The organism is Marinobacterium sp. xm-d-530 (assembly GCF_013283365.1).
Taxonomy (GTDB): domain Bacteria; phylum Pseudomonadota; class Gammaproteobacteria; order Pseudomonadales; family Balneatricaceae; genus Marinobacterium_E.
Genome location: NZ_WBYM01000001.1, coordinates 111904 through 128180, shown reverse-complemented (window position 1 = coordinate 128180; position 16277 = coordinate 111904). Strand labels below are relative to the sequence as shown.

19 protein-coding genes and 1 riboswitch are annotated in these 16277 nt (G+C 46.0%); of the genes, 11 read left to right on the top strand and 8 right to left on the bottom strand.

Annotation, left to right across the window (positions count from 1 at the left end; genetic code table 11):
- The first annotated feature begins 1 nt into the window (after position 1).
- The 6 genes from XMD530_RS00695 (at position 2) to hisD (ending at position 4468) form a co-directional block, all read left to right on the top strand.
- Positions 2-622 carry a phospholipid-binding protein MlaC gene (locus XMD530_RS00695; protein WP_173506554.1) on the top strand — a complete coding sequence of 207 codons (621 nt, stop codon included), beginning with the start codon at positions 2-4 and terminating at the stop codon, positions 620-622.
- Positions 622-867 carry a lipid asymmetry maintenance protein MlaB gene (locus XMD530_RS00690; protein ID WP_173506553.1) on the top strand — a complete coding sequence of 82 codons (246 nt, stop codon included), beginning with the start codon at positions 622-624 and terminating at the stop codon, positions 865-867. The genes XMD530_RS00695 and XMD530_RS00690 overlap by 1 nt, the downstream gene beginning before the upstream one ends.
- Before the next feature lie 106 nt (positions 868-973).
- Positions 974-1213 carry a BolA family protein gene (locus XMD530_RS00685; RefSeq protein WP_173480526.1) on the top strand — a complete coding sequence of 80 codons (240 nt, stop codon included), beginning with the start codon at positions 974-976 and terminating at the stop codon, positions 1211-1213.
- A gap of 21 nt (positions 1214-1234) precedes the next feature.
- A complete protein-coding gene (gene murA, locus XMD530_RS00680) occupies positions 1235-2497 on the top strand; it encodes a UDP-N-acetylglucosamine 1-carboxyvinyltransferase (protein ID WP_173506552.1) in 1263 nt (420 codons plus the stop codon).
- A gap of 14 nt (positions 2498-2511) precedes the next feature.
- Positions 2512-3156: an ATP phosphoribosyltransferase gene (gene hisG, locus XMD530_RS00675; RefSeq protein ID WP_173480528.1), complete on the top strand. Its 645-nt coding sequence runs from the start codon at positions 2512-2514 to the stop codon at positions 3154-3156.
- 1 nt (position 3157) lies between these two features.
- Entirely contained in the window at positions 3158-4468 is a 1311-nt protein-coding gene (hisD, locus tag XMD530_RS00670) for a histidinol dehydrogenase (protein ID WP_173506551.1), read from the top strand.
- Between the two features lie 21 nt (positions 4469-4489).
- On the opposite strand, the gene XMD530_RS00665 is transcribed toward hisD, so the two are convergent.
- Positions 4490-5578, bottom strand: coding sequence for a S1C family serine protease (locus XMD530_RS00665; RefSeq protein ID WP_173506550.1), 1089 nt, complete (start codon positions 5576-5578; stop codon positions 4490-4492).
- 95 nt (positions 5579-5673) lie between these two features.
- On the opposite strand from XMD530_RS00665, the gene XMD530_RS00660 reads away from it, so the two are divergent.
- Positions 5674-6435: a Nif3-like dinuclear metal center hexameric protein gene (locus XMD530_RS00660; protein ID WP_173498188.1), complete on the top strand. Its 762-nt coding sequence runs from the start codon at positions 5674-5676 to the stop codon at positions 6433-6435.
- 35 nt (positions 6436-6470) lie between these two features.
- On the opposite strand, the gene XMD530_RS00655 is transcribed toward XMD530_RS00660, so the two are convergent.
- The gene (locus XMD530_RS00655) at positions 6471-6971 is read right to left on the bottom strand and encodes a ZapG family protein (protein WP_173498187.1); all 501 of its coding nucleotides are present in this window, start codon (positions 6969-6971) and stop codon (positions 6471-6473) included.
- 124 nt (positions 6972-7095) lie between these two features.
- On the opposite strand from XMD530_RS00655, the gene XMD530_RS00650 reads away from it, so the two are divergent.
- Complete coding sequence (locus XMD530_RS00650; RefSeq protein ID WP_173506549.1) at positions 7096-7893, top strand: helical backbone metal receptor; 798 nt, start codon at positions 7096-7098, stop codon at positions 7891-7893.
- A gap of 3 nt (positions 7894-7896) precedes the next feature.
- On the opposite strand, the gene XMD530_RS00645 is transcribed toward XMD530_RS00650, so the two are convergent.
- From XMD530_RS00645 to XMD530_RS00630, 4 genes are all read right to left on the bottom strand, one after another.
- Positions 7897-8247 (bottom strand): hypothetical protein, encoded by a 351-nt coding sequence (locus XMD530_RS00645; protein ID WP_173506548.1) that lies wholly within the window; start codon positions 8245-8247, stop codon positions 7897-7899.
- An 18-nt stretch (positions 8248-8265) separates the two neighbouring features.
- Positions 8266-8829, bottom strand: a complete 564-nt coding sequence (locus XMD530_RS00640) for a cob(I)yrinic acid a,c-diamide adenosyltransferase (RefSeq protein WP_173506547.1) — start codon at positions 8827-8829, stop codon at positions 8266-8268.
- A gap of 34 nt (positions 8830-8863) precedes the next feature.
- A complete protein-coding gene (locus XMD530_RS00635; RefSeq protein WP_173506546.1) occupies positions 8864-10711 on the bottom strand; it encodes a TonB-dependent siderophore receptor in 1848 nt (615 codons plus the stop codon).
- Between the two features lie 31 nt (positions 10712-10742).
- Positions 10743-10923, bottom strand: a riboswitch (cobalamin riboswitch).
- Between the two features lie 62 nt (positions 10924-10985).
- Positions 10986-11894, bottom strand: a complete 909-nt coding sequence (locus tag XMD530_RS00630) for a ketopantoate reductase family protein (protein ID WP_173506545.1) — start codon at positions 11892-11894, stop codon at positions 10986-10988.
- 67 nt (positions 11895-11961) lie between these two features.
- On the opposite strand from XMD530_RS00630, the gene XMD530_RS00625 reads away from it, so the two are divergent.
- Positions 11962-12444: a YajQ family cyclic di-GMP-binding protein gene (locus XMD530_RS00625; protein WP_173506544.1), complete on the top strand. Its 483-nt coding sequence runs from the start codon at positions 11962-11964 to the stop codon at positions 12442-12444.
- A gap of 66 nt (positions 12445-12510) precedes the next feature.
- Here the strand turns inward: XMD530_RS00625 and XMD530_RS00620 are convergent, their stop codons facing one another.
- Together XMD530_RS00620 and XMD530_RS00615 are read right to left on the bottom strand one after the other, a co-directional pair.
- Positions 12511-13917: an MFS transporter gene (locus XMD530_RS00620; RefSeq protein ID WP_217364136.1), complete on the bottom strand. Its 1407-nt coding sequence runs from the start codon at positions 13915-13917 to the stop codon at positions 12511-12513.
- Between the two features lie 111 nt (positions 13918-14028).
- The gene (locus XMD530_RS00615; protein ID WP_173506542.1) at positions 14029-14790 is read right to left on the bottom strand and encodes an SDR family oxidoreductase; all 762 of its coding nucleotides are present in this window, start codon (positions 14788-14790) and stop codon (positions 14029-14031) included.
- A 436-nt stretch (positions 14791-15226) separates the two neighbouring features.
- Between XMD530_RS00615 and XMD530_RS00610 the strand changes: the two genes are divergently transcribed.
- Positions 15227-15730 carry an FxsA family protein gene (locus XMD530_RS00610; RefSeq protein WP_173506541.1) on the top strand — a complete coding sequence of 168 codons (504 nt, stop codon included), beginning with the start codon at positions 15227-15229 and terminating at the stop codon, positions 15728-15730.
- A gap of 219 nt (positions 15731-15949) precedes the next feature.
- Positions 15950-16243, top strand: a complete 294-nt coding sequence (locus XMD530_RS00605; protein ID WP_173480542.1) for a co-chaperone GroES — start codon at positions 15950-15952, stop codon at positions 16241-16243.
- Positions 16244-16277: the final 34 nt, after the last annotated feature.

Below are 16277 nucleotides of genomic sequence, written 5' to 3'. Positions count from 1 at the left end.
CATGTTAGGTCGTTTATTTCTTCTGGCTGCACTCTGGTTGGGGGTGTTAACCCCTGCGCAGGCAAATTGGGACTCCGCCAGTCAACTGATGGAGACAGCGACTGCGGATATGCTCGCCTTGGTCAATGATGAGCGCCTTCGACAACCAGAGAATATTGATGAGTTGATGGGTGAGATCGATAAGTTGGTCGGTGAGTCGGTTGATTTTGAGTACATTGCGAAATCGATCATGGGTAAATATTACCGCCGTGCCAGTGACAGAGAGGTTGCTGATTTCTCGGTCGTTGTGAAAAGTACTCTGCTTAGGACCTATGCTAAAGCGGTGGTGGGATTCAACTTCAAAGAGTTTGAAATCATTCCACCGGTTGAGCCGAGCCCAGATCCCGACAAACAGATCGTCAATGTGAATGTCTCTGCGGAAGATGGAACGGTTTATTCTCTTCTTTATTACATGGTTTACAAAGATGATCGTTGGTTATTGGTCAATGTGGTTGTCGATGGTATTAATCTGAGAATTACGTTCCGTAACCAATTTGCTGGCTTGATGGAGCAGCATGGAAAAATTGCTAAAGTGATCGAGCAGTGGTCTGAAGCGATGTCTGATAAAGTGTCAGGTGCCTAATGGATCCGGTGTTTAAGATTCAAGGTGAGTTGACTCGTAACACCTACAACCAAGTTGTTGATCAGGTTTTCTCAGCTATTGCTGCTGGAGCCAGCACAATCGACCTATCTGATGTAACGAAAGTCGATAGTTGTGCGGTTGCGTTGTGGGTAGATATCAGTCGAAAAAACTCCAATATTGAGTGGGCTAATCTTCCAACTCAGATGGAGACCATTGCGGACCTAGTGGGCGTTGATATTCAATAATCTGTAGAGTTTGTTTCGAATGCATTTATAGGGCCTTGATAGATGATATCAGGGCCCTTTTTCGTTATTATACGCGGCTAAATTTAAGGATTATCTGGAGATTACTATGCACGCCGATGAAGTGAAGCAACTGGTTGAGAGTCAGCTTGAGGGTTGTACGGTCCATACGGCGGGCGAAGGCTGTGATTTCCAGGTAACGGTTGTTGGTGAAATGTTCTCCGGAATGAGTCCGGTTAAGAAGCAGCAAGCGGTATACGCTTGTTTGACTGATCAAATTGCATCAGGTGCTATCCATGCTGTTTCCATTAAAACGTTTACTCCAGATCAGTGGGAGTCACAGCAGTAATTAATCTGCTTAGGTAATCAGATGGATAAATTAATCATTGAAGGTGGCGCTCGTTTAGACGGCGAAGTGTGGATCTCTGGTGCAAAGAACTCTGCACTACCGATTCTTGCTGCAACCCTAGTCGCTAGTGAACCGGTCACTATATGCAATCTGCCGCACTTGCATGACATCACCACCATGCTTGAACTGCTGCGTCGCATGGGCGTTGAACTTACTGTGGGCGATAAGATGAGTGTGGAGCTTGATCCCACTACGATCACCGAATTCACAGCGCCTTATGAGCTGGTGAAAACCATGCGCGCTTCAATTCTCGTGCTTGGACCTCTATTAGCGCGACATGGACGTGCGCAGGTTTCATTGCCTGGTGGTTGTGCTATTGGTAGTCGTCCGGTCGATCTTCACCTGCGTGGCTTGGAAGCGATGGGGGCTCAGATTGAAGTCATGGATGGCTACATTGATGCTCGTGTTGATGGCCGCTTGAAAGGGGCTACGGTCTTTTTCGATACTGTGACGGTTACCGGTACCGAAAATATCCTATCAGCTGCAGTTTTGGCCGAAGGTGAAACGATCATTGAAAACGCAGCACGTGAACCCGAAGTGGTCGATCTAGCCAACTGCCTTATCGCTATGGGCGCTAAAATTTCGGGCGCTGGCACAGATACAATTCATGTACAGGGCGTAGAGACCCTAAAAGGGTGTACTCACTCTGTTATGCCGGATCGAATTGAAACAGGAACTTTTCTTGTTGCTGGCGCAATCACTTCAGGTCGAGTGCGTACCCGCAATACTCGCGGTGATATTCTTGAAGCGGTTCTGAAAAAGCTTGAAGAGGCTGGCGCCAAAATTACACAAGGTGATGACTGGATCGAGCTGGATATGGAGGGCCGCCGTCCAAAAGCGGTCAGTGTTACTACAGCTCCTTACCCGGCGTTTCCGACCGATATGCAAGCTCAGTTTGCAGCGCTCAACAGCATTGCTGAAGGTGTGGGTCGCATTAAAGAGACTGTCTTTGAGAACCGCTTTATGCATATCCAAGAGATGATTCGTTTGGGTATGAAAGTCATTGTTGATGGCAACACGGCAACCATTGAAGGTGTAGAAAAACTTAAAGCGGCACCGGTTATGGCGACAGATCTTCGAGCATCAGCAAGTCTTGTACTCACTGGTTTGGTTGCAGAGGGCGAGACTCCAGTGGAACGTATCTACCATATCGACCGTGGCTATGAGTGTATCGAAGAGAAGATGCAGTCCTTAGGCGCTAAAATTCGCCGTGTTCCTGCTTAATAATTGGATTAGTGATGAAAGAGCAATTAACCATAGCGCTGTCTAAAGGTCGAATTCTTGAAGAGACCCTACCGCTTTTTGCAGCAGCGGGCATAGAGCCGACTGAAGATATTTTTAAAAGCCGAAAGCTCATCTTTGATACTAATCACGAGAATATCAAGCTAGTAGTGATTCGTGCGACTGATGTTCCAACCTACGTTGAGTATGGTGGTGCTGACATGGGTGTTGCCGGGAAAGATGTATTAATGGAGCACGGCGGGGCCGGACTCTACGAACCCTTGGATTTAGAGATCTCTACCTGCCAACTGCGCGTAGCAGGAATGAAAGATGCTGAAGCGGTTGAAGGTCGCATGCGTGTCGCTACCAAGTTTGTCAACGTGACTCGTGAATACTTTGCCCGTCAAGGACGTCAGGTCGACATTATTAAGTTATACGGTGCGATGGAGTTGGCTCCTATCATGGGTTTGGCCGATCGCATCGTAGATATCGTCGATACCGGTAACACATTACGTGCCAATGGCTTAGAAGCGATGGATCACATAGCGGACATCAGCTCTCGTCTGGTAGTAGGGCAGCCCTCTATGAAGATGAAATACGATCTGATTCAGCCAATTCTTGATCAACTAACACAAGCGGTTATTGATAAACGTGGAAAGTAATATGACTTCTCAAGTTAAACGTCTTAAAAGTTCACAAGCCGGTTTCGATCAGCAACTTGATGCGATGTTGGCTTGGGAGAGTGTCTCAGATAAAGCCGTCAATGAGCGTGTTGATGACATCATTGCTCAGGTTCGAGCTAGGGGGGATGAAGCGGTTGTTGAGTTAACCAATCGTTTTGATCGTACCTCAGTGTCTGACATTTCTCAGTTAGAGATGTCTAAAGCTCGTTTGCAGCAGGCACTTGAGGCTATTTCGCCAGAACAGCGTAATGCACTTGAAGTGGCTGCTGATCGTGTGCGTTCATACCACGAACGACAGCTCTCTAACTCTTGGCAGTACGAAGAGGCTGACGGTACTTTGTTAGGCCAGAAAGTAACCCCTATGGATCGCGTAGGTATCTACGTTCCTGGTGGTAAGGCGGCATACCCCTCTTCAGTATTGATGAACGCAATGCCTGCGAAAGTAGCCGGTGTTGAAGAGATTATCATGGTTGTGCCGACGCCGGATGGTGTTATCAATGAGATGGTTTTAGCCGCCGCAGCGATTGCGGGCGTCGATCGTGTCTTTACAATCGGTGGCGCACAAGCAGTTGCAGCTCTCGCTTATGGAACACAGACAGTGCCTCGAGTCGATAAAATCGTCGGTCCAGGTAATATCTATGTTGCTACAGCCAAGCGTGCGGTATTTGGTGCTGTTGGTATCGATATGATTGCAGGACCTTCTGAGATTCTTGTGATTTGCGATGGCAAAACGGACCCAGATTGGGTTGCGATGGATCTATTCTCTCAAGCAGAGCATGATGAAGATGCTCAGCCTATTTTGATCGCAACGGATGCCGATTATATTGATCGTGTTGAACAGAGTATTGCCAAATTGCTACCTACGCTTGAGCGTGAGCAGATTATTTCAGCATCTTTAGCAGATCGTGCTCTATTGATTGAAGTTGCTGATTTGGATGAAGCGGCTGCACTCTCCAATAGAATTGCGCCAGAGCACCTTGAACTCTCTGTTGAAGACCCTGTCGCCTTAACTGAAAAGATCAAGCACGCTGGTGCCATCTTTATGGGTCGCTATACGGCAGAGGCTCTAGGTGATTATTGTGCGGGGCCTAACCACGTTTTGCCTACTTCAGGTACTGCGCGATTCAGTTCACCATTGGGAGTCTACGACTTCCAGAAGCGCTCATCACTGATCATGTTCTCTGCTGAGGGTGCATCAGAGATGGGCAAAGTCGCTTCTGTATTAGCGCGAGGGGAGGGTCTAACGGCTCACGCTCGTTCTGCTGAGTATCGAATCAAGGACAACACTTAACTTATTGCTCCAAGCTGATGGTTATCGGCTTGGAGGTCTCTCACTGGTTGTCACCTCAAGTACCAACTCTTTGTTGTCCCTGAAGATCTTCATCGCTGTCACATCACCCGGTTTCACGCGAGCAATCTGATTCATTGATGCAACTCCTGAACCTTTAACGGGTTCACCGTTGATCGCTAATAAAACGTCACCTGGTTGTAGGCCTGCCAGCTCCGCAGGGCTATTGCGATAGATGCCGGTTAATAACAAACCTTTGATGTCTCGTTTCAGACCAGCGGCCTCCGCCTCATTTGGAAGCATCGGACGAGCTTCCACACCGACCCAGCCGCGAATGACTCGGCCATAACGGACTAGATTGGATAGCACATCTATGACTTGCTCCGTTGGAATGGCAAAGCCAATACCCTGTGAGCCACCTGATTTAGAAAAAATGGCAGTATTGATACCAACCAGATCGCCGGTGGCCGTGATCAGTGCACCGCCGGAATTACCTGGATTAATAGCAGCATCGGTCTGAATAAAGTCCTCATAGGTATTCAGCCCTAAGCTGTGTCTGTCCATGCCAGAGATAATTCCCTGGGTAACGGTTTGCCCAACGCCGAAAGGGTTTCCGATGGCCAGCACAACATCACCGATCGCTACACTGCTGGTTGGAACCAGTGTTATGCCGGGTAGATTCTCTAGGTTTACTTTTAGCAGTGCCAAATCTGATTCTGGATCGGTGCCGACAATGGAGGCCACTGCCTCACGTCCATCAATTAACGAAACGATGATCTGTTCAGCAGCAGCTACAACGTGGTTATTGGTCATGACGAAACCATCTTTGCTGATAATAACGCCAGAACCTAGACTTTGAGGAAGTGAAATCTGGTTGTTCTCATTAGTCTCTAAAGAGCGCCCATAAATACTGACAACCGATGGCGCTGCCTTCTTAACGGCTTCAGAGTAGCTTGTAATCAATTGCGGCCCAGCTTGATCTGCGGGTGTGTTGATCAGCTTAATTTCGGTACTGTTAGAGCCGCTGAGCTGTGGGAAGAATTGAACGATCAATACTGCCGCTAGAATGCCAGCCAGTGTTGGCCAAACCAAGGTGTTCAGATACTTGCCCATGTTAAATTGCTCTTACCAGGTTGTATTGATTACTGATTATAAGGCGATAGCGGGGTAAGATGTAACTTGAACACTATTTTTCTAAGAGGTATCCAGTGTCTGTCGCGTTGAAAGATCTTGTCAGTTACTGCAACGACTATTTATCCGTTGATCGGTTTAAAGACTACTGCCCCAATGGATTGCAAGTTGAGGGTAAGAGAAATGTCTCGAAAATTGTCAGTGGTGTTACAGCAAGCAAAGCGTTGATTGATGCGGCAGTTGAGGCCGGTGCTGATCTTCTGTTGGTTCACCATGGTTACTTTTGGAAAGGGGAGTCCGAGCCATTGACCGGCATTAAAGGCAATCGTATTCGTACCCTGATGAAAAACGATATCAGCCTATTGGCTTATCATCTGCCTCTCGATGCGCATCCTGTTGTGGGAAACAATGCTCAGTTGGCTGAGATTATCGGCATTCAGATAGAAGATGGCATGGATCAGGGTAACCCGTTCAGTGTGGGGAATGTTGGGTCAATATTTCAACCAATGAGTGCTCAATCTTTCTCGGATCTAGTCTCCACGAAGCTTAGTCGTCAGGCTGAATTGATTCTGGGTGACGATCGTTCAGTGCAACGCATTGCCTGGTGCACCGGATCGGCAGAACGCATGATAGAACGTGCTGATCAGCTTGGGGCTGACCTCTTCATTAGTGGCGAGATCTCTGAGCCAGTGGTTCATTATGCGAGAGAAGCGGGTATTCACTACCTGTCAGCCGGACATCACGCAACGGAGCGATACGGTGCAAAGGCGTTGGGAGAGCATTTGTCGAAAACCTTTGGCATCGAACATCAATTTATCGATATCGATAACCCCGCCTGATTTTGACTGGCTGTTTAGGCAATAAAAAAGAGCGCTTAGGCGCTCTTTTCGTCTCGGTTGTAAACCTTGGCGGGGTCCGCTGGGTTCTCAACAATTTCAGAGTGAAGTCCAAAGCTATCTGACAGCGTGCCAGGTTCATCTTCTCTCTTCGGAGCGTAGTCTAGTGGCATAGAGAGAGTCGGTGGCTCTGCTTGAGTTTTAGAGGCTGTAGACTTGTCTTCCAGTTGACTGCCTGCACTGCTCTTTAGACTAGCAACCAATTTTTCATCACGAACCAGTGTTTCAGCACTTTCAGCTAAATGCTGATGCACTTTTTGGTATTGGTTGGTTAAGCCGTTCACAAGTTCAGCTGTCTTGCTGAAATGTTGGTTAACTTCATCACGGTAGCGCTCTAAATCAAGCTGAGCTTTCTCAAGATCGTTCGCAAGTTGTACTTCACGTGAACCGTTAGTGCCACTACGGCCAAACAAGAAACCCAATAAAGTACCGATAATAAGCGCAGCGATTGCAATAACCCAAACAGTATTCTGATCCACGTTAACTCCTTTGTGTGACTCAAGCTCTATCCGATAAGAATAAATGAAAGTCGCGCTAAAGCCCATGCTAAACTGGAGGCTTAATTCAATTATTGCTCAGTAATAAGTATTAATGAGGCTAGTTTTGCTGCTGCGCTTTCTGATTATTCTACTCATTCCTGCTTCGGCTCTAGCAGACCTTCGGTTGGTGGTGTTGTCGCCGGACCTGACTGAAAATATTTATGCACTGGGAAAAGGGGATTGGGTTGTTGGTAGGGTTTCTGCCGCTGATTACCCTAAAGAGCTTCTAGATATTCAAGTGATAGGGGACTACCAATCGCTCGATGCCGAAGCGATTGTGAAGTTAGATCCCGATTATGTATTGGCTTGGAAGGGGGGGAATCCCGAACGGCAGTTAACTTACCTTGAATCTCTGGGTCTGAAGTTGGTTCGGATTAAGGGGGATACTCTCGCTGAGATTCCTTCTCAGCTAACTGAGTTGGGTATTTTGCTGAATGCAGAGGCAGAGGCGAGTAATTTGATTGCCGAGTTTAATCGCCGCTTGGCCAGCAGCGCCGTCAAGGTAAAAGAGCCTAAGAGAGTCTTTTACCAACTATGGTCAGATCCGATGCTCACGCTTAACGCCCAATCGGTGGTTTCAGAAGCTGTGGACCATTGCGGTGGCGTTAATATTTTCAAAGATCGGCCTGAAATGGCACCGCAAGTCAGTATTGAATCAGTCATCAGTATGAATCCAGAGCTAATTTTAGCATCCGATGGTCTTCCTGATACTTGGCAAGAGGCTTGGCAGCAGTGGCCATTTCTTGAGGCGGTTAGGCACCAGAATCTCTATAAAATCAATTCCGATTATCTTCATCGTTTGACGATGAGAACCCTAGATGGAGTGGATGAGGTTTGTGAAATTTTGAGTCGCTCAGATTAATGACTAATCGGTCGACTCATTTTTGGGTTTATCGATCATCCCACCGATAAACAATTTGGTGTTTTCCCAAGCCTTTTTACCCAGATCTTTTGCTTGATCAGCCGTAAAGCCTTCAATAAAGGATTTCGACTCTTCTAGTGCTTCTTCACCAAACTCTTTCGCTTTACCCGCCCCGATTTTAGCCGAACAGAGAGTTCTTTCAGCAACGCAACGTGAGATACAGCCTGCTTTCTCTGCATCATTGGTAATGAAGCGAAGTTTACAGGATGCTTCGCACACATCTTGATCAAAGGCACAGTCTGCATAACTGGTTGTGGTGAATGTAAGAAACGTAAGAAGGGCCAGAAGGCGCATGGTTGGGTTCTCGATAGATTAATTTTTAGGTGAACGTTGTTGCCAGAGTATCTCTTCTTGTCCATCGCGTCGAGCTAGGACTCTGCCTAGTACAAACAGCAGATCCGACAGGCGGTTTATATAGGCTATGGCTTGCGGATTGACGCTACTCTCCTGTGCTAGCTCCACCAAGCCGCGTTCAGCTCGTCGGCAGACCGCTCTGGCGAGATGAGTGTGAGCCGCGTCGGGTGTTCCGCCTGGAAGAATGAAATTCTCTAGTGATGGAAGGGTGTCGTTGTAGTGATCCAACACCTCTTCAAGCCAATTAACCATCTCGGGTGAAATAACCACATAGCTGTCATCAGCAATGGCAATCTCACCACCAAGATCGAACAGATCGTTTTGAATTCTGCGAAAGATTGGCGATAGATCATCAGCTTCTGAAAGGTGTGAATCGACCACACCAATCAGACTATTTAACTCATCAACAGTACCCATCGCTTCAACACGCGGATGTGTCTTATGCACTTCTGCCCCAGTGGCGAGGCGGGTAGTCCCTCTATCGCCAGTGCGTGTATAGATTTTGGTAAGTCGGTTAGCCATTATTTATCTCGTTTAAACAGTCCTTGCTTTTAGCTTACTGCGGTTGGTACTGGATAGAAAGAAATGCTCCAAACGGAACAGCATCGTATCCGTATGCTAGCTGATAATTATCGTTAAAGAGGTTTTCGAATTTGAGTGCTACTTTCCAGTCAGTACTAACTTTTTTGTTCAGTGATAAATTGAAGGCTGTATATGGTTTCAGAGTTTTTTGAGTATACGGGTAGGTATTGTAGTCGAAGTCAGAGCGGTCGCCTGAGTGGATAGCCTCGGCTTTCCAGTCGTACCCCCAATCAAAGCCATTTAGGCTAAAAGTGCTGTAGTTTTGTGCTCTTCTGGTGAGCCTAGAGTTATCTGATTTATTTCTAGGGTTTTGATTCACATGGCTGAAACTTAACTCTATATCACCAATGAAACTTGAAATTTCTAGCTCATAACCTGAATTTTTTGTTTTTTCGATATTCTCGTAGCAATTTGAGGAACATGGCCAACTGCCGGTATATAAAATTGCATTGTTAGTGTCAGTGTTGAATTTGACTAATCTGGCAGTCAATATATCGAATGTCTGTTGTAATCCTATTTCGTAGCCTTTGTGTTCTTCAGCTTTCAATCCTGCTGTATTTGATAGCTCAGCAGTATTTGGTGCTCTAAATGAGGTCGAATAAAGCCCAGTTACTTTAGTGCTTTGAGTGAAGCTGTAACCAGCTCCGACAAGCCAGGTGTTTGCTTCATTTGAAATGTTTGATCTGCCTAAGTCTGAGTCGATCTCGTCATGACGAATGTTTACTTGATAATCGAAGCTCTTTCCTAATAGACCGTGGTAGCCAGAGAAGTAGCTCAAAGAGTTTCTATCAAGCTTTGAGCTGCCATTATTGTATTCAGCCTGGACTGAGGAGGCTCCAAAACTGAAGGAATCTGAGCCTAAGGATAGTGTATTTATCAAATTTATACTGATTTGATCGCCGTTGTTTTTACTACTTTGGACCGCATTCTTAAAGCTAGCGTATTCATACTTTGAGCTTGTTAAAGACAATTTTGAATTTACATTTTTGATAGCTTTTGTGTTTAGGTAAACAGTGATGTCTTGACTTGTTTGATCGCTGTTATGTAAATCTGTTGAGCTCTCATAGTCAGTATCATAATTAACACTGTTTACTATTCTGTTTGTTTGAACGCCAACTGCGGATTTTGAGTCGATACTTTTTTCTATTGACGCGAAGATAGATGTTCGGTCGTAGGGGTCTTTGTCTGGGTTAGCGGAAGGTTGTTGTGCAGTATTTATTGATGAATCGTTTGTAGTTTCAAAGTGCTCTAATGAAAAGTTGTAAGCCAAGTCTTTTGAGTTACCGCTGTATCCTAGGTTAATTGCAGATGTGCCTCGTGAGCCTATTGTAGTTGAAACAAAAGGGGCTGATTTTTTAGAGCCTTTTATGGTGAAGATGTTTATTGCACCGCCTATGGCTGCTTCACCATAAATTGCGCTCATGTTGCCGCGCAATATTTCAATTCGTTCAATCTGGCTAGTCGGTATATCTACTAGCTTTAGGCTTCCATATTGATCAGTCTGCATTCGGATTCCGTCTACAAAAACTGCAACATTCTTGCTGGCCTGCCCACGCATGAAAATTGAAGAAACAGTACCAGGTCCGCCATTTCGGCCAATTTCTATCCCAGGTTCAGATTGAATCAAATCAATCACCGTTGCTGCAGGCGACTGTTCGATTTCCCAGCGGGTTATTACGCTTGCTGACGGAAGTACTTCGGCTAAATCTTGCTCTACATTAGCTGCGCTGGTGATGGTTTTGGTGACGAGAATAGTCTCTTCAGCAACTGCAAAAGAGGAAGCAGTCGACGCTGCCAGTAAAAGGGTCGTAAATAATTTCATGATCTCTCTCGATGCGCCCACCGCGCATGGTTGGATGGAATTGAGAGTGGGCCGGTATCCGGGCTTGGAGGTCTCTATTTCAACGCCTTCCCAGCTGTCGCCAGTGGCATGATGTTGAAATAACCGTCCTTACCGTTGCGGGGGCAGCGCCAGTTTTTCACTGAACTTCCCGTTTAACCCTATTAAAGGGCACCTACTCCGATGAGTGACGCGCATTTTATCAGCACGACTAGGTAAGGCAACTTGAATTGATTCAAGCGATGTTGAATGCCATTCACTCCTGTAAACGATCGGCAAGCGTTAGGCTTTGGATGGTCTTAAGCATTTCTTGGTTATAGGGAACATCGACGGCGTACTTTTTAGCGAGGTCCACAATGGCCCCGTTAATATGCTCAATTTCTGTGCGTCGACCCTTTGCGACATCCTGCAACATGGATGACCGGTTTTTATAGGTTAATTCGGCAACGCTTCTAACTTCTTCAATCAGTGGAGTGTGACGATCAATTCCCGTCTTGAGCTCAAGCTGCTCAATTTCCTCTGCCAGGTTGGTAGTCAGTTTTGCCCGCTTCTCAGTCGAAAATATTTCGCCGTTAGTGCATTGATGGATAGCAGTGACAGGATTTATACAGCAGTTGATAGCGACTTTTCGCCATAGGATGCTATCGATATCATCGATCCAGTCGGCCCCACAAAGCGGTGATACTTTACTATCTACTTTTTTATTAAGGTTTCCGATTAGCGTATTGCCATTTGCCGCATGAACCGTATGGAAAGGTGCTAGATTAAAAGCACCATCGGTCGTACTGGCAAATAAAATGTTGTGATCTGGAAAGGTCTCTTGAATCGTCTGTTGTACACCGTAGCCATTGATCATAACGACGATGGTGGCATCGCTCGCTAACTGATTCTTAACCCTGTTAATGGCATCAAGTGCATCAAACGCTTTAGTCGTGATTAGTAAATGTGTAATGGTGACTGAGAGATCTTCTGCCCAGGTCGCTTTGCATTGAACCACACTTAACTCTTTATTAGGGCTCTCAACACGAAGTGATTGTCCATTGCGATTGAATGCGTCGACCTGCTCAGAGGAGCGGAGTACCAATGTGATCGCTTCGCCTTGTCGATGTAATCGATCAGCCCAAAGGCTGCCAATCGCACCTGCACCAATAATATGCCAAGTCACACGTACCACTCCTAATGAAAAAAGGTATTATATCGACCATTCATTCGTTTTAAGAGAGGAGAGGGCGATGCCATCGTTCGATATTGTTTCTGAAGTAGATTCTCATGAAGTGGCTAATGCGGTCGATCAAGCGAATCGTGAGATCTCAACACGTTTTGACTTTAAGGGCGTGGATGCCAGTTTTGAGCTAGATGGTGAATCGGTTAAAGCGGTAGCTGAAGCGGACTTCCAGTTAAAGCAGATGATCGATGTACTGCGAGCAAAGTTGGTTAATCGTAAGATCGATCCAAACTGCATGGACATTCAAAAAGCTGAGCAGAATGGTAAACAGGCTCGCCAGAATATTGTTCTTAAGCAAGGTCTAGATCAGGCGGCGAATAAGAAGCTAGGTAAGTTGATCAAAGACTCAAAGCTGAAAGTTCAGACGCAAGTGCAAGGCGAACAGCTGCGTGTCACCGGTAAGAAGCGTGATGACCTTCAAGCGGTGATGGCGCTGTTGCGTGAGTCAGATTTTGAACTGCCTCTACAGTACAAAAACTTCCGCGACTAGAGTTCGCGCTCAATAAAAAAGCGACGTCTGAAAAGAGGTCGCTTTTTTGTTTCAGAAGGGCAGAGATCAGCTTTGCTCACGTTGATTCTGTTCTAGAGTCTTAGCTTGAGCTACCTCTAGTTTGTCGCGCAGCATCCAAAGCATGACCAGTGATGGAATGACCATCAAGAAGGTGATGACAAAGAACAGTGACCAGTTACCATCAAGTCCATCTACCATGGTGCCACTGAAGCTTGCCAGTGTTGTGCGACCGAGGTTACCCAACGACGCGAGTAGGGCGTATTGAGTGGCACTGAACGCTCGTCCTGTCAGTGCTGTTAGGAAGGCTACAAAGGCAACTGTTGAGAAGGCGGTAGTAAAGTTATCGACGATAATGGTTGCTGCAAATAGCCACTCTACTGGCCCAACTTCTGCTATCAGTGCGAACATTAAGTTAGATGCACCCATTGCGATACCACCAATCATAAGCCCTTTAAGCACACCAAAGCGAACGTTGATGGCACTGCCGATGAGTGTGAATACTACCGTCGCTATCCAGCCTAGCATCTTGGTGTATTCACCAATCTGCTCGTTGGTAAAGCCAACCTCTTTATAGAAGACCACTGACATTCGGCCCAAGAAAGCCTCGCCAATCTTAAACATAAAAATAAAGGCGATTAGGGTGATGGCTACCGATAGACCGTTTCGGCGAATAAAATCGGCAAAGGGTTCAATGACCGTAACTGCAAACCAACTGGCGAAGCGACCTAAACCAAAACGGTTTTGGTAGTTCTCTTCCAGTTTGCTCTGAAGGTTGGAGCGGCGATCGACCGGCTCACCCACTAACAGAGTAAATACCATTAGTAGCCCCATGATCACTGCCATAACACCGTAGACACCGTTCCATCCCATTGAGTCTGCATTCACGAAGGCTAGGTAGCCTGGAAGCGAGTAGCCAGTCCACCAGCCGACAACGGCCATGGCTGAAGCGGGCGGCATCTTCGTGGTTTCATTGATATCAAACTGGTCGATACGAAAGGCATCGACTGCAATATCTTGGGTGGCAGATGCGATGGCAATCATCAATGCGATCAGTGAGATGTAGAGCATGCCCGGCACTTTGCCAGACTCTGTGGTTGGTTCTCCCATCGCCGAATAGGCACTGCTTGGGTCTGCCTGAGTGATCAGAAGAATCATAAACAGCATGATGCCCTGACATAAAAATATCCAAGAGCGGCGTTGTCCTAAACGACTTAAAACCGGCAGACGAACACGATCGACCAAAGGGGCCCATAAAAAGTTAAATGCATAAACGGCAAAGATAGAACCGAAGAAGCCGATGGCGGTTCGAGATAGGCCTTCATCTTTGAGCCAACCGCTCATGTTGGAGCCGATTAGAACCCAGGGGAAGCCGGAGCTACACCCCATCAAGAAGACCCAAAGTAGGCGCTTATCTTTATAAACTCGAAGGGTGTCGATCCAATTTGTTAGCATTTTTTCTAGCATCCTTAAAATGTAAATTTGATGCTATCAATTTGTGTATGAACGGTAAATGAAGCAATAAAAAAGCCGGCAGAAGCCAGCTTTTTTAGAGAGCGATTCGAATTAGATTCGAAGACCGCCATCAACCTCGAAACAACGACCTGATACATAGTCGTTTTCAAGGATGAAAGAGACTGTGTGAGCGATCTCTTCAGGTTTGCCAAGACGTTTAGCCGGAATGCCTGCAGCGATTTTCTCACGTGCTTCCTCTTTCATTGCCATAACCATCTCAGTACCGATGTAGCCGGGTGCAATCGATGCTGCACGGATACCGTAGCGAGCAAGCTCTTTCGCCCAAGTAACGGCCATCGCTTCAACACCTGCCTTAGTCGCGGTGTAGTTGGTCTGGCCCATGTTACCACTGCGCGAGATAGAAGAGATGTTGATAATGCAGCCTTCTTGCTTGTTTTTGATCATTTGTGCAGCAGCTTCACGTGCACAAAGGAAAGTACCAGTAAGGTTTACATCCATTACTAGGTTCCACTGATCCATGCTCATTTTCGAGACGATTTCGCCATCTTTTACTTTGATGAATAGACCGTCACGTGTGATGCCAGCATTATTAACAAGGCCGTTTAAGCCACCCATATCAGCAACAATCGATTCGAATAGAGCTTCGACTTCCGCCTCTTTAGAGACATTGCATACGTAAGTGCGGCCATCGCTGCCAGCAGCTTTTACCTGATTGAGAGTCTCATCAAGGTCATCTTGGTTAAGGTCTACCAGTGCAAGACGTGCACCTTTATTTGCTAGCTCAAGTGCCATTGCACGGCCAAGACCACGACCACCACCAGTGATCACTACTACTTTATCTTTTAGATCCATTTCCGGACTCCTACCAACAATCTAATATTTTCAGCGCTTAAAGCTGATTGCTGCCTGTTTTTATTTTGCGTTGCAATTATTTTTGCGTTGCAGCTAGTGCACTGCACAAACTAAGCCTTCTGCAGTGCAAAATCCATAGCTTTTATGGAGTTTTTTTAAAATTGAAAAGAATTGTTAGTAGAGTGGAGGTTTAAGCCCGTTTTTGTGCATTTAAGTCATTGAATTTATTGTTTATTCAAGTTGGTTATACCCGCCATCTAAGGTATTAGACATAGGTAAAAGATCACTGCACAAAAGTGATATTGCGCTGCGAAATCTCGGTTGTAGCCCATATGTAAATAATTGCCTGAATGTAAATTTAAGTTAAACCACCTGTTGTTCTCTTTAGATTTCTTTTAAGCCTTGATAGCCTTGGTTAAAACAGAGCGAGAACAGCATGCCAATACTCTTTATTATCTTTATCGTAATCCCCGTTATTGAAATCACTATCCTTATAAAGGTCGGTCAAGCGATTGGTGGCTGGTATACCGTTGGCCTGGTTCTTCTGTCAGCGTTTATCGGGGTTAATATGCTGCGTTATCAGGGTGTGACGACTCTGCTAAAAGCTCGCAGTCGTATTGAGAGTGGTGAGATTCCGCTATCAGAAATGCGAGATGGGATATTGATAGCGATAGGCGGAGCCCTTTTGGTTACTCCTGGGTTTGTGACTGACGTGATTGGTTTCTCCTGCCTGTTGCCATTCACTCGTGGCTTGTTTTTTAATCTTTTCGGACAACGCATAAGTGATGCGTTTACCAAGAGTGGTGGGCAAGCACACTTTTACTCATCGACCCAGAGCTCCCAGGATACCTTCTATGAAAATAGAAGTGACATCATTGATGGTGATTTTGTTGAGGTGAATGACCCATCAAGCAATAACGACGACAAACGATTGCACTAATTTACACTGGGTTGTCTATTTATAAGTCCTGCACTTTTGTCATGTGGCTTGCTTAGACCTAAGTTGAAAATTTAAATTTTTTTCAACTTGGGTGTTGAAATCTTTTCCCCCCTCCCCAATTAAATATTTCACCTAAGAATTGTCGGTGAATTATTGGTTCACTGGCTTTAAACAAAAAACCAACATCGTATTGGATCCTAGATTCAGGAGAAGAACCAGATGAAAATTCGTCCACTTCATGACCGTGTAGTAGTTCGTCGTAGCGAAGAAGAAGCTACTTCGGCTGGCGGTATCGTATTGCCAGGTGCAGCTGCAGAGAAACCAAACCAAGGTGAGGTTGTCGCAGTAGGCGCTGGTCGTGTCACTAATGATGGCCAGGTTGTTGAGCTATCTGTCAAAGTCGGTGACAAAGTGATCTTTGGTCAGTACGCGGGCACTAACACTATCAAAGTAGATGGTGAAGAGCTGCTGATCATGCAAGAGAGCGAAATTTACGGCGTATTAGAAGCCTAATTCGTTTTACTGGTAAAGAATTGAATAAATTAAA

Excerpts from the sequence above, each read along its gene's own strand:
- XMD530_RS00620 (WP_217364136.1), bottom strand. The coding sequence starts at position 13,917 with ATGCTAACAAATTGGATCGACACCCTTCGAGTTTATAAAGATAAGCGC.
- hisG (WP_173480528.1), top strand. The coding sequence starts at position 2,512 with ATGAAAGAGCAATTAACCATAGCGCTGTCTAAAGGTCGAATTCTTGAA.
- XMD530_RS00605 (WP_173480542.1), top strand. The coding sequence starts at position 15,950 with ATGAAAATTCGTCCACTTCATGACCGTGTAGTAGTTCGTCGTAGCGAA.
- XMD530_RS00640 (WP_173506547.1), bottom strand. The coding sequence starts at position 8,829 with ATGGCTAACCGACTTACCAAAATCTATACACGCACTGGCGATAGAGGG.
- XMD530_RS00615 (WP_173506542.1), bottom strand. The coding sequence starts at position 14,790 with ATGGATCTAAAAGATAAAGTAGTAGTGATCACTGGTGGTGGTCGTGGT.
- hisD (WP_173506551.1), top strand. The coding sequence starts at position 3,158 with ATGACTTCTCAAGTTAAACGTCTTAAAAGTTCACAAGCCGGTTTCGAT.
- XMD530_RS00665 (WP_173506550.1), bottom strand. The coding sequence starts at position 5,578 with ATGGGCAAGTATCTGAACACCTTGGTTTGGCCAACACTGGCTGGCATT.
- XMD530_RS00610 (WP_173506541.1), top strand. The coding sequence starts at position 15,227 with ATGCCAATACTCTTTATTATCTTTATCGTAATCCCCGTTATTGAAATC.
- XMD530_RS00685 (WP_173480526.1), top strand. The coding sequence starts at position 974 with ATGCACGCCGATGAAGTGAAGCAACTGGTTGAGAGTCAGCTTGAGGGT.
- XMD530_RS00645 (WP_173506548.1), bottom strand. The coding sequence starts at position 8,247 with ATGCGCCTTCTGGCCCTTCTTACGTTTCTTACATTCACCACAACCAGT.
- XMD530_RS00625 (WP_173506544.1), top strand. The coding sequence starts at position 11,962 with ATGCCATCGTTCGATATTGTTTCTGAAGTAGATTCTCATGAAGTGGCT.
- XMD530_RS00635 (WP_173506546.1), bottom strand. The coding sequence starts at position 10,711 with ATGAAATTATTTACGACCCTTTTACTGGCAGCGTCGACTGCTTCCTCT.
- murA (WP_173506552.1), top strand. The coding sequence starts at position 1,235 with ATGGATAAATTAATCATTGAAGGTGGCGCTCGTTTAGACGGCGAAGTG.
- XMD530_RS00695 (WP_173506554.1), top strand. The coding sequence starts at position 2 with ATGTTAGGTCGTTTATTTCTTCTGGCTGCACTCTGGTTGGGGGTGTTA.
- XMD530_RS00690 (WP_173506553.1), top strand. The coding sequence starts at position 622 with ATGGATCCGGTGTTTAAGATTCAAGGTGAGTTGACTCGTAACACCTAC.